At 28.2% G+C, this 13,289-nt stretch carries 9 protein-coding genes, 1 tRNA gene and 1 riboswitch; of the genes, 8 read left to right on the forward strand and 2 right to left on the reverse strand.

Going from position 1 to position 13,289, the window contains the following annotated elements; all coding sequences use genetic code 11:
- Position 1 precedes the first annotated feature (1 nt).
- Positions 2-86 (forward strand) — tRNA-Tyr (locus ACUN06_RS02410).
- A 118-nt stretch (positions 87-204) separates the two neighbouring features.
- Positions 205-337, forward strand: a riboswitch (SAM riboswitch).
- Positions 338-425: 88 nt separating this feature from the next.
- Positions 426-1,601 (forward strand): methionine adenosyltransferase, encoded by a 1,176-nt coding sequence (metK, locus tag ACUN06_RS02415; RefSeq protein WP_449390041.1) that lies wholly within the window; start codon positions 426-428, stop codon positions 1,599-1,601.
- Between the two features lie 95 nt (positions 1,602-1,696).
- On the opposite strand, the gene nagA is transcribed toward metK, so the two are convergent.
- Complete coding sequence (nagA, locus tag ACUN06_RS02420) at positions 1,697-2,833, reverse strand: N-acetylglucosamine-6-phosphate deacetylase (protein WP_302542676.1); 1,137 nt, start codon at positions 2,831-2,833, stop codon at positions 1,697-1,699.
- 151 nt (positions 2,834-2,984) lie between these two features.
- On the opposite strand from nagA, the gene recD2 reads away from it, so the two are divergent.
- The 6 genes from recD2 to prfB all read left to right on the forward strand — a co-directional run bounded on the left by recD2 (position 2,985) and on the right by prfB (position 11,838).
- Positions 2,985-5,216, forward strand: a complete 2,232-nt coding sequence (gene recD2 / locus ACUN06_RS02425; RefSeq protein ID WP_449390042.1) for an SF1B family DNA helicase RecD2 — start codon at positions 2,985-2,987, stop codon at positions 5,214-5,216.
- An 18-nt stretch (positions 5,217-5,234) separates the two neighbouring features.
- On the forward strand, positions 5,235-6,227 hold the full coding sequence (locus tag ACUN06_RS02430) for a hypothetical protein (RefSeq protein ID WP_294369072.1): 993 nt from the start codon (positions 5,235-5,237) through the stop codon (positions 6,225-6,227).
- Positions 6,200-6,850, forward strand: coding sequence for a ComF family protein (locus ACUN06_RS02435; protein WP_294162511.1), 651 nt, complete (start codon positions 6,200-6,202; stop codon positions 6,848-6,850). Before ACUN06_RS02430 ends, ACUN06_RS02435 begins: the two co-directional genes overlap by 28 nt.
- A 433-nt stretch (positions 6,851-7,283) precedes the next feature.
- Positions 7,284-7,814: a ribosome hibernation-promoting factor, HPF/YfiA family gene (gene hpf, locus ACUN06_RS02440; RefSeq protein WP_291731899.1), complete on the forward strand. Its 531-nt coding sequence runs from the start codon at positions 7,284-7,286 to the stop codon at positions 7,812-7,814.
- A gap of 238 nt (positions 7,815-8,052) precedes the next feature.
- On the forward strand, positions 8,053-10,566 hold the full coding sequence (secA, locus tag ACUN06_RS02445; RefSeq protein WP_449390043.1) for a preprotein translocase subunit SecA: 2,514 nt from the start codon (positions 8,053-8,055) through the stop codon (positions 10,564-10,566).
- Between the two features lie 170 nt (positions 10,567-10,736).
- Positions 10,737-11,838, forward strand: a protein-coding gene (prfB, locus tag ACUN06_RS02450) for a peptide chain release factor 2 (RefSeq protein ID WP_291731903.1) whose coding sequence is annotated in 2 segments (ribosomal slippage) — positions 10,737-10,814 and positions 10,816-11,838 — 1,101 coding nt in all. Because the reading frame shifts where the segments join, the coding sequence is not laid out codon by codon here.
- A gap of 51 nt (positions 11,839-11,889) precedes the next feature.
- Here the strand turns inward: prfB and ACUN06_RS02455 are convergent.
- A complete protein-coding gene (locus ACUN06_RS02455) occupies positions 11,890-13,254 on the reverse strand; it encodes a M28 family metallopeptidase (RefSeq protein ID WP_291731905.1) in 1,365 nt (454 codons plus the stop codon).
- Between the last annotated feature and the right edge of the window lie 35 nt (positions 13,255-13,289).

A 13,289-nucleotide genomic window follows, 5' to 3' on the forward strand; every position in this document is an offset into this window, starting at 1 on the left:
TGGGGGAGTTCCCGAGAGGCCAAAGGGGGCAGACTGTAAATCTGTTACGTTTCGTTTCGATGGTTCGAATCCGTCCTCCCCCACCATTTAAGCATGGTTTATACCATGCTTTTTTTATATATTAGTTATACATAAAAATAAAAAATTATTGACATAGTATGGATATATGTATAAAATGTTCTTAGAAATAAAATTTGATATTAGTTCTTATCCAGAGAGGTGGAGGGATAAAGGCCCTGTGAAACCCGGCAACCTGTTGATAGTGACAAGTAATAATATTTGAAACTAGTAGACGTGGTGCAAATTCCTGCAGAATTTTTAATTTGCAAGATAAGAAGACATTAGATAATAATAAGTCTCTTCTTTTTGCAAGAGACTTTTTTTATTGCTTAGAATTAATATCAGAATGAGAGGAGCTAAGCAAAATGAAAAGATTATTTACATCAGAATCAGTAACAGAAGGGCATCCAGATAAAATATGTGACCAAATTTCGGATGCAGTTTTAGACAGTATATTAGCAAGGGATCCAATGGCAAGAGTTGCTTGTGAAACAGCAGTAACAACAGGAATGGTACTAGTAATGGGGGAAATATCAACATCTTGTTATGTAGATATTCCTAAAGTAGTTAGAAACACAATTAAAGAAATTGGATATGATAGAGCTAAATATGGATTTGATTGTGATACTTGTTCAGTATTAACATCTATTGATGAACAATCAAGTGATATTGCAATGGGAGTTGATGAGGCTTTAGAATCTAGAGAGGGAGAAAATGATGAAGTTGAAGCTGTAGGTGCTGGAGATCAAGGAATGATGTTTGGGTTTGCAACTAATGAAACACCTGAATATATGCCTTCACCAATTGCTATGGCACATAGATTATCAAGAAGATTAACAGAAGTAAGAAAAAATGGAACTTTATCATATTTAAGACCAGATGGTAAAACTCAAGTAACGGTGGAATATGATGATAATAAGGTAGTAAGAATTGATGCAATAGTTATATCAACTCAACATGATGAACATGTAAGTCAAGAACAAATAAGAGAAGATTTAATGGAGCATGTAATAAGAGCTGTTATACCTGCTGAATTATTAGATGAATCAACTAAATATTACATTAATCCAACTGGTAGATTTGTTGTTGGAGGACCACAAGGAGATAGTGGATTAACAGGAAGAAAAATTATAGTTGATACTTATGGAGGATATGGAAGACACGGTGGTGGTGCATTCTCAGGAAAAGATCCAACAAAGGTTGATAGATCAGCAGCTTATGCAGCAAGATGGGTAGCTAAGAACTTAGTTGCAGCTGGTATAGCTGATAAATTAGAAATTCAATTAGCTTATGCAATAGGTGTTGCAAAGCCAGTATCTATTGAAGTTGAAACTTTTGGAACAGGTAAGTTAAGTGATGAAGAAATAACTAACATTGTTGAAAAAGTATTTGATTTAAGACCAGGAGCAATTATAAGAGATCTTGATTTAAGAAGACCTTTATATAGACAAACAGCTGCTTATGGTCACTTTGGTAGAAATGATTTAAATTTACCTTGGGAACAATTAAATAAAGTTGATGAAATAAAGAAATACCTATAATAAAAAGCGAGGACATAAGTCTTCGCTTTTTATTATAATTAAAAGATTAAGTATCTTATGATGAAATTAATACAAAGTTTCTAGAGTAAAAAATATTAATTAGAATAAACTACCTTACCACCAATTATAGTAATTTTAATATCAATATTTTCATCAAAAACAACTAAATCAGCATCAAAATTTTCTTTAATTTGCCCTTTTTTATTATCAACCTTACAATATTTTGCTCCGTTGTAAGAAGCCATTTTAATTATTTCGTATAAAGGATAGTCAGTATTTTCATAAATATTTTTTATTGCTTTATTAAGAGTTAAAACAGATCCAGCTAATGCTCCATTTTCAAGTCTAGCAGCACCGTTTTTTACTATAACAGGTTGTCCGCCTAAAGCATATTTTCCATCAGGCATTCCACAAGCACACATTGCATCAGTAACTAATAATGTTTTATCAGTTCCTTTTTGTTTATAAGCAATTCTTAATGATGGGTAAGATATATGAATACCATCAGAAATTGTTTCTGTAGTTATATCAGTATCAAAAGTTGCGCCTACAACTCCAGGTTCTCTATGGGTAAAACCAGTCATTGCATTAAATAAGTGTGTTGAATGGCAAAATCCACTTTTTATACCTTCAATAGCTTCTTCATAAGTAGCTTTAGTATGACCTATAGAACAACGGATTCCTTTTTCAGTTAATATACTAGCTAATTCTTTTGCTCCATCAACTTCAGGGGCCATAGTAATTGACACTACAGCATCCATTGCATCTCCTGTCATAGCTTCGAAGTTTTCATAGCTTGGCTTAATTAGATAGTTAGAATTTTGAGCACCTATGGCACCAGGACTAATAAATGGTCCTTCTAAGTGAGCACCTAAAACTTGTGCACCATCTGTACCTTCTATTTTAGCTTTCTTAATAGCTAACATAGATTTTAATATGTCTGAAGCAGACATTGTCATTGTTGTTGGAGTAAACGAAGTAGTACCAAACTTACAAATTGTTTTTGAAATTTCATTTATTGCTTCAAATGTACCATCCATAGTATCATATCCACTAGCACCATGAATATGAACATCGATAAATCCAGGAGCAACATAGAGACCCTTGCAGTCTATTTCCTCATTAGTATTTATAATTTTGGGATTTATCTCCTTTATTATATCGTTTTCAATTAATATAGATCCCTTTTCAATTTTATCGAGAAAAACGATATTACAATTTTTTAATAACATATAAATAGACCTCCAGAATAATGTTTAACAATTTTATTACATGCTAATAATGTATAAGTGAATAAGTAAGTTCTAATTTAACAAAGAAAATTTCACTTATGTTATAATTATATAATATTAATAAGTAAAATAAAATGTTTGGAGCGATAATATGGAGATATTAGATGGCTTAGTTGAAGCTGTAATATTTAAAAGTGAGGATACTGGTTATGTAGTAGCTAAAATTACAGCTAATAAAGAAGTAAATACAATTGTAGGAACAATGCCATTAATAAAAGAAGGGCAGCAAATTGAGGTTAAGGGTGAATGGATTAAACATAAGCAATTTGGAAGACAATTTAATGTAGAAGAATATAAAGAAGTTTTACCAACATCCACAAAAGAAATTGAAAAATACTTAAGCACAGGAATAATTCATGGAATAGGACCAGTAACAGCTAAAAAAATAGTAAAAGCTTTTGGAGAAGAAACATTAAATATATTAGATAATAATATTGAAAGGTTAAAAGAAGTAGAAGGTATTGGGAAGAAAAAATATAATATTATTTATCAATCATATTTAGAAACTAGGGAACTCAAAGATATAATAATGTTTTTTCAAAAACATGGGGTAACTATAAATCAATGTTTAAAAATTTATAAAAAATTTGGTGGAGATGCACAAAATATTGTATCTGAAAATCCATATATTTTAAGTGATGAAATTTCAGGAATTGGTTTTTTAACATCTGATAGAATAGCAAAAAGCTTAGGAATTGAACCTATATCAGATTTTAGAGTACAAAGTGGAATAAAATATGCATTAAATAGTTTTTCAGGGCTTGGAAATACATATATGCCAAAGGATAAACTTATAAATGAAGCTCAAAGGGTTTTAAGTGTAGATAAAGAGTTAATAGAAGTTAATATATATAATAGTGTCTTAGAAGGAAAAATAAAGATAGAAAAGATAAATGAAATTGAAGCTGTATACTCATTACCATATTATTTTTGTGAATTAGGAGTAACTAATAAGATAATTACCTTAAGCATTGAAAACTTTCAAACTATAAACTCTGATATTACTTTTGAAATATCAAGTTTTGAAAGAAAAAATAATATAGTATTTGCAGATTCTCAAAAAGAAGCAATATTAGGTGCCTTTGAAAATGGAATTGAAATAATTACTGGTGGTCCAGGTACTGGAAAGACAACAATAATTAAGTGTATAATAGAAATATATGAAAATAATGGAATGAAGGTTCTTTTGGCAGCACCAACAGGAAGAGCAGCTAAGAGGATGACAGAATCAACTGGTAGAGAAGCAAAAACTATACATAGATTATTAGAAATGGGAGTGAGTGATAATGAAAATTCATTCTTTGGAAGAGGTGAAGGAGAGCCACTAGAAGGTGATGTAATAATAGTAGATGAAGCATCAATGATTGATATAATGCTTATGAATAGTTTACTTAAGGCAATTAAACTTGGAACAAGACTAATAATAGTTGGAGATGCAGATCAATTGCCGTCAGTAGGTCCAGGAAATGTTTTAAGGGATTTAATAGATAGTGAATTTATTAAGGTAGTTAGATTAAAGGATATATTTAGACAGGGAAAAGAAAGCATGATTATAACAAATGCGCATAGAATAAATAATGGTGAACTACCTTATTTAAATAAAAAGGGCGGAGATTTCTTTTTTGATAATAGAGAAAGTAATGAAGAAATTTTAGAAACTATTTTAGATTTAGTAAATAGAAGATTGCCTCTTTTCAACTCTAAGTGGAATAAGATAAGGGATTTTCAGGTACTTTCACCTACTAGAAAAGGAATTTTAGGGGTAGATAATTTAAATAATGAACTTCAATCTATATTAAATCCTCCTAGTAAAGATAAAAAGGAAAGAAAGTTTAAGGATAGTGTTTTTAGAGAAGGCGATAAGGTAATGCAAACTAAAAATAATTATTCATTAAAATGGAATAGAATAAATGGATATGGTGATAATGAAGGTGTAGGTATTTTTAATGGAGATATGGGTTTTATTGAGTCAATTAGTGAAGAAAATAGAACAGTAACAGTTGTATTTGATGATGAAAGAAGAATAGTATATGACAACCTATATGTTGAAGAATTAGAATTAGCATATGCAATTACTATTCATAAAAGTCAAGGAAGTGAATTTAAAGTAATAATAACACCAGCATTTATGGGTTCAGCATTTTTGATGAATAGAAATATATTATATACAGGAATAACAAGAGCAAAAGAATTAGTTGTAGTAGTTGGAAATCAAAGGGCATTAAAGTATATGGTAGATAATACAAATAGTATGGAGAGATATTCATCATTAAAAGAAAGAATTTTAGATATTATATCTGATGATAAGATAAAGGAAGAATAAATAATGGAGTCTGATACTATGAATTATAAGGAATTGAGTAATGTTTTTAAGAAAATAAGTAAATGGGATTCAAAAAAGACAAAGGTTTTATCTATAAAAACAAGACCATTTAATACAATAGCAGTTTTTTCAAATATAATTAATAAGACAATATGTAAGAACAAAAATATACTTTATATATTTTGCAATAGAGAAAAAAAATATGCTTCTGAAAAGATAAAAGAATTAAATAATTTTGTAGATGGTATTATAGAGTCAGAAAAATTAAAAGATAATTTTAAATATATATTTATTGAAGAAATAAGTGAAGTAACTGAATTTTATGATTTAGTAATATTTGATGATATAAGTTTATTTTCAAAGGTAAGCAATGAATATATTAGAGAAGCTGTTGAAGAAATATATTGGAATTGTAATAAAATTATAATTTATGCAAGTGATCATATTTTTCCAATTGGAGAAAAATTAGAAATAAATTATATGATGAAAAAATATCCTATAATTGAACCTAGATTAATGAATACTAGAATAAAGTTAGAAGAAAATATACCTCTTTCATTATTTGAGTATTTTAAATGGTTTAAAGAAAATAAAAGAATAGTATTAATTGTAGTTCCATCAGAGGAAAAGTTAAATAAAGTGTATAATCATTATTGTAGTACATTGAAGTCATTAGAAATAAGAGTTGTGAGGTATAATAAAAATCAAGATTTTAAATTTGTTAGTGATATAATCCAAGGATATAGTAATACATTGTTCATAATAACTAATAGTTGTGGACAATATATTAGAAACATTCCAAATTTAAATGTGATAATGTTGTTTGCAGATGATATATATTATTCATATAAAAAAATACTTTATATTTGTGGGGCTGTAAATATGTCTCAAGATATTCAATGTGAAGCTATAATGGTATCAAGAGAAGTTTCAGAAGAAATGGATAAAGCTAAAGTTATAACGAGGATGTTTAATAAAAGTTTATGGGAAAAACAATACTTAAATTATTGAGAAAAGTAGGAGAGGAATTATTAGATATAATTTATCCAAGAGAAGAAAAATGTATAATATGCCAAACAGAGGGATTTGTAGGAATATGTGATTATTGTAGAAGTAAAATAAAAAACGTAAATTTGGCAAATAAAGAAGCTATTTCCTATGGGTTTTACGGTGGTATATTAAAAAGATTAATTTTAGAATTTAAGTATAGTAAAAATTTTATAGCAGGAGAAGTGTTATCTAAATTTATATTAGAAATAATAAATAAAAATGAAATTAAGGCTGATGTAATTTGCTATGTACCAATGACTAAAAGTGCAATTAAAAATAGGGGATTTAATCAATGTAAATTTATAGCGTACAAAATTGGGTATTTACTTGATATTCCTATTAGCAATTGTATATTAAAGATTAAGCATACTAAGGAGCAAAAAACATTAAGTAAAGATGAAAGAAGAATTAATGTTGAAGGAGCTTTTAAAATAAAAGATAATAGGGATATATTTAATAAAGTGGTTATATTAATAGATGATGTAATGACAACAGGTTCAACAATAAATGAATGTAAAAAAATATTGAAAAATAATGGCGCAAAAAGGATTATTGTATTGACAATTGCAAAAAGCGATATATAATAGTAATGTAAAGTTAGGTCTGTGGATGAAAGTCGATGCCAGTCGCAGGCGAAACGATCCACGTAAGTTAAACAAAGAGTTAATGAGCATGGTGCGGTATAGAAGTAAGTCCTGCCAGTAGAAATACTGAGAGTGTTAGTAGTGAGAGGTTAATTCCGGGTAGCAAAAGCTCCAGCAGGCGAGTGTGGGGTCAAAATCCAGGTCAGCTAACTTTATAAAAAAACATCAATTCGAAAGAATTGATGTTTTTTTTTTTGTAAAATATTAAGAAAAGGAAAGAAAAAAGGAGTTATGTAGAGATAATAAGTTTAAATTTTCTGTAAATTCAGAAAAAGATATTTGAGTAATGAGAAGAAAAATGGTAATATATACATATAGTAAATATTGAAATCTTAACAAATATAATTAGAACTTAAAGAGAGGGGTTGACCTTATGAGAGTAACAGTAATTGGAAAGAATATTAACGTAACACCTGCATTGAGAGAAATAGTAGAAAAAAAGATTTCAAAGATGGATAAATATTTTGAACCAAATGTAACTGCAAGAGCAACATTAACAGTTCAAAAAAATAGCCAAATTTTTGAGGTAACAATACCTTTTAATGGAGTAATTTTAAGATGTGAGGAATCTACTGATGATATGTATAAATCAATAGATTTAGTAGAAAATAAACTTGAAAGACAAATTAGAAAACAAAAAACAAAGTTACAAAGAAGAAGTAATGAATCATTAAGATTTGGTAATTTTGATGAAGTTGCATCAGAAGAAGATGACAACGAAGGAGAAATAGTAAAAGTTAAAAGATTTAATATAAAGCCAATGAGTGCTGAAGAAGCTATATTGCAAATGGAATTAGTAGAACATAACTTCTTTGTATTTAAAGATTGTGATACAGAAAATATCAATGTAATATATAAGAGAAAAGATGGAAATTATGGTTTATTAGAACCTGATTATATTTAATTAATAATGGGAGCTTTTTAATAAGGCTCCTTTTATTTTTATCTAAAGTACTAAATTGGTTTTATGAATATACATTTCTGTTGAATTATAAATAGTATAAATGATATAATTTATTAAGTGAAAAATAAAAAAGATAATTTTATATAGGTAAATTAAATATATAAAATTTTAAAATTAAGTATTTAATTTAAATTTGTCTAAATTTACATAAAAAATTAATCTTGAAAGGAAATATGTTATGGGGTTTTTAGAAAAGATATTTGGAACATATAGTGAAAGAGAAGTTAAAAAACTTCAATTAATTGCAGATAAAATAGAAGCATTAGATGATAGTATGCAAAGCTTAAGTGATGAACAATTACAAGCAAAAACTATAGAATTTAAAGATAGAATATCAAAAGGTGAATCTTTAGATAGTTTGTTACCAGAAGCATTTGCAGTTTGTAGAGAAGCTTCAAGTAGAGTACTTGGAAAGAAGCATTTTAGAGTACAATTACTTGGAGGTATGGTTTTACATCAAGGAAGAATTGCAGAAATGAAAACTGGGGAAGGTAAAACTTTAGTTGCTACTTTACCAGCATATTTAAATGCTTTAACAGGTAAGGGTGTTCATGTTATAACAGTAAATGACTATTTAGCAAAAACACAAATGGAAGAAATGGGTGTTTTATATAGTTTTTTAGGATTAACTACTGGATGTATAATTCATGGAATTACACCACAACAAAGAAGAGAAGCTTATGGTTGTGATATTACTTATGGAACAAATAATGAATTTGGATTTGATTATTTAAGAGATAATATGGTTATTCATATGGCAGATAGAGTTCAAAGAGAACTTAATTTATGTATAGTGGATGAGGTAGATTCTATTTTAATAGATGAAGCTAGAACACCTCTTATTATTTCAGGAATGGGTGATAAGTCTACTAAGTTCTATAATGTTGCTGATAATTTTGTTAAGACATTAATAAATGAAAAAGATTTCAATGTAGATGAAAAGGCAAGTGCAGTATTATTAACTGATGATGGAATTGTAAAAGCTGAAAAATATTTTGGAATTGAAAATTATGCAGATTCTCAAAATTTAGAATTACAACATTATGTTACACAAGCATTAAAAGCTAATTATACTATGAAGGATGATAAAGACTACATGGTTAAGGACAATGAAATAGTTATAATAGATGAATTTACAGGAAGACTTATGGAAGGTAGAAGATATTCAGATGGTCTTCACCAAGCAATTGAAGCAAAAGAAGGAGTTAAGATTCAAAGGGAATCAAAAACTTTAGCTACAATTACATTCCAAAATTACTTTAGAATGTATGCTAAATTATCAGGAATGACTGGTACTGCATTAACTGAAGAAAATGAATTTAGAGAAATTTATAACTTAGATGTTATAGTTATTCCAACTAATAGACCTGTTCAAAGAATAGATAAATCAGATATGGTTTATAAAAATGAATCAGGAAAATATAAAGCTATAATTGAAGAAATTGTTAAAGCACATGAAAAAAATCAACCAGTTCTTGTTGGTACAGCAAGTGTTGATAAGTCAGAATATATTTCATCTTTATTAAAGAAAAGAGGAATAAAACATCAAGTTCTTAATGCTAAATATCATGCTCAAGAAGCAGAAATAATATCTCATGCTGGTGAATTAGGAATGGTTACTATAGCTACTAATATGGCAGGTAGAGGTACAGATATTAAGCTTGGAGAAGGTGTTAGAGAAGTTGGTGGATTAAAAGTTCTTGGTACTGAAAGACATGAATCAAGAAGAATAGATAATCAGCTTAGAGGTAGATCAGGACGTCAAGGAGATCCTGGTGAATCAATATTCTTTATATCATTAGAAGATGATTTAATGAGAATATTTGGTTCAGAAAGAATTCAAGGAGTTATTGATAAGTTAGGTTTAGAAGAAACTGAAGCTATAGAAAGTAAGATGGTTACTAAGGCTATAGAAAATGCACAAAAGAAGGTTGAAGGAAATAACTTTGATATAAGAAAGAATCTTTTAGGATATGATGATGTTATGAATCTTCAAAGAGAAGTTATTTATAGACAAAGAACTGAAGTTTTAGAAGGTAAGAACTTAAAAGAGCAAATAGAAGGAATGATTGAAGAAGTTATATCTGATGCAGTTAATTCACATTTAAGTGGAGAAGTTCAAGATATAGAAGCAGAAGTGAGAACATTACTTCAATATTTAGAAGAAATATGCTTACCTCATGGAATTGTAACAGTAGAAGAATTAGCTGATTTATCTAATGAGCAAATAAAAAATAAATTAACAGAAACTATTATGGAAATATATAAGGGTAAAGAATTTGAATTTGGTGAAGAGCAATTAAGAGAAATTGAAAGAGTAGTTCTTTTAAGAGTTGTTGACCAAAAATGGATGGATCATATAGATAATATGGATCATTTAAAACAAGGAATGGGATTAAGAGCATATAAGCAACAAGACCCAATTCAAGCATACCAAATGGAAGGTAGTGCAATGTTTGAGGAAATGATTGAGGGAATTAAGACTGAAACAGTTAAATTCTTATTCCATGTAAGAGTTGAAAGACCTATTGAAAGAGAGCAAGTTGCTAAAGAAACATCAGCAAGCCATGGGCAAGATGATAATAGTTTGAAGAAAGAACCTATAAAAAACGACCATAAGTTTGGAAGAAATGATTTATGTCCTTGCGGAAGTGGTAAAAAATATAAGAACTGTTGTGGAAGAGAAGCATAGTTAGTGACAAGTGGAAAGAGAGATAAGTAGCTAAGGAAGAAGCGCCTTGTGGAGTTGCTAAAAATATATTTATACCTAAACTTGTAGCTTGTCATTTAAAACTTGAAACTAACAGAAATTCCTAGGGGAATTTTAATAATAGCTACAAACTAGTTAAGCGTGGTGATTTTTTGTTAATAAAATTAGAGCAGGAGCTTGCAAAGGTTCCATCATTAAAGGAAATATTAAAGGAAATGGGGGCTTCACTTTGACAAGGAAAGCCTAGAAAAGAGATTTCAAGAACTTGAACTTCAAATGCAGGAAAAAGGATTTTGGGATGATATAAAAAGGGCAGAAGAAGTTACTAAGGAAAGTAAAAGTATTAAAGATAAGATAGATAGATATGAAAGTTTAGTAAGAAGATTAGATGATGTTGAAGTTTTAGCTGAATTAGCAGAAGATGATGAAGAAACTATTAATGAGGTTATTATTGAAATAAAAGATATTGAAAAGAAAATTGATGAATATAAAATAGAGCTTCTTTTATCTGGAGAATATGATAAAAATTATGCTATATTAAATTTACATGCAGGTGTTGGTGGAAGTGATGCAAATGATTGGACACTTATGCTTCTTAGAATGTATACAAGATGGTGCGAAAAAAAAGGATATAAGGTTGAAACATTAGATTTACTTGAAGGTGATGAAGCTGGAATAAAAAGTGCTACATTAAGAGTTAAAGGTGAATTTGCATATGGATATCTTAAAGCTGAAAAAGGTATACATAGATTAGTAAGAATATCTCCATTTAATGCAAATGGCAAAAGGCAAACATCATTTGCTTCTGTAGAGGTATTACCAGAGTTAACTAAAGATCAAGATATAGAAATTAGACCTGAATATTTAAAAATAGATACTTATAGGGCAAGTGGAGCTGGTGGTCAGCATGTTAATAAAACTGAATCAGCAATTAGAATAACTCATATTCCAACTGGAATTGTAGTTCAATGCCAAAATGAAAGAAGTCAGTTTGCTAATAAAGATACAGCAATGTCAATGCTTAAATCTAAGCTTATAGAACTTAAGGAAAGAGCTCATAAAGAAAAAATAGAAGATTTAACTGGAGAGCTTAAGGATATGGGATGGGGAAGTCAGATTAGATCATATGTATTCCATCCTTATAATATGGTTAAGGATCATAGAACTAATGAAGAAACATCAAATGTTAATGCAGTAATGAATGGTGATATAGATCAATTTATAACAACTTATTTAAAAAGCATATCTAAATAAAAAAATACTAGCTGTTTTAATTTAATTAAGATAGCTAGTATTTTTTGTATATTATTTTAAATTTGACTTATTCTTAATTTCAATATATATACCCCAAATTATAAGGGTTAGTAAAGCTATTGATATAAATAAAATTGATTTTGAGCTATATATAAAATTAGTTAATTTGCTATAGCAATAACCTTTAATTTCTGTTTCAACAACACTATAAACAGTATTGATAGCATTAGTGTCTATATAATCTAAGGTATCATTAGGAGTATGAATTCTAGTTTTATCACTATGACAAAAGCTTAATGCATCTATATTTAAGTTATTGAAACTAGCATGATCACTAGAATCTTCATATAAAACTTCATAAGGAATTGATTTTTCATTACAAATTGATTTTATTGAGTTTAACAATTCAGAATCTGTATTTTTAAATTTACTACCTTGCATTAAACTTATAGGATAATCAGCACTTCCAATCATATCAAAATTTATAACTTTAGAATCTTGTATAGTAAATAAGTTTTCTTCAGCAAATGCTTTTGAACCTAATAATCCAAATTCCTCAGCATTTAATGCTACAAAAATAATATCCCTTTTAGGTTTTCCGTAAGTTGAAAGGCTTCTGCTTAATTCTAATAAAAATGAAGTTCCAGATGCATTATCTAATGCACCAGAATAATTAACTCCTAAGCCATCTTTTCCAAGATGATCATAATGTGCTGTGACTATAAATGGAGGAAGTGATGAATTAAATCCCTTAATTACACCTATAACATTAGAAATTGTCTTTTCTTCTTCTTCAAATGGAATATGAATTGAAATTTCTTTACCTTCATTTAAACTATTAAGCACTTTATTAAAGGTATTTTGAGAAATCATAATTACTGCATCTTTTGAAAAATCACTAAAAAAAGAACTTCTAAATGAAAAATCATTATTTTTTGGTACATATAATAAAAATGATCCATCATTACATGTTATATCAAGATAAGATAAATAGGAGTTTATTTTATCTGATTTTGAAAATGAAAAAGTATTATTTTTAAAATTTATCATATCTTCTTTAAAGTCAACTCCATATTGAAGTTCCTCTTCTACTTCACCATTATTTTCTATTTTTAAATATGGAGAAGAGTTTGTAATAACTGGGCAAACTGTATTAAATGTTTGAGTATACTTACCATCATTATTTAATGATTTTAATCCACAATTTATAAATCTATTTTTTATTATTTCAGCTGCAATTTCATTTTCAGTACTTCCAGCGAGCCTTCCTCCTAATGTATTGGAGGATAAAACATATATATTATTACGAACATTAGATGAATTGAATTCTGAATATGTATTATTAAGATGAAGTGTTAATAATAATAATAAGGAAATTAATGATAAAAGTGAAAAGTATAAAGTTTTTTTCTTCATAAAAAAAGACCTCACAAATAGTATTATACTTAATA

This window comes from Clostridium sp. ETTB3, from assembly GCF_053571985.1.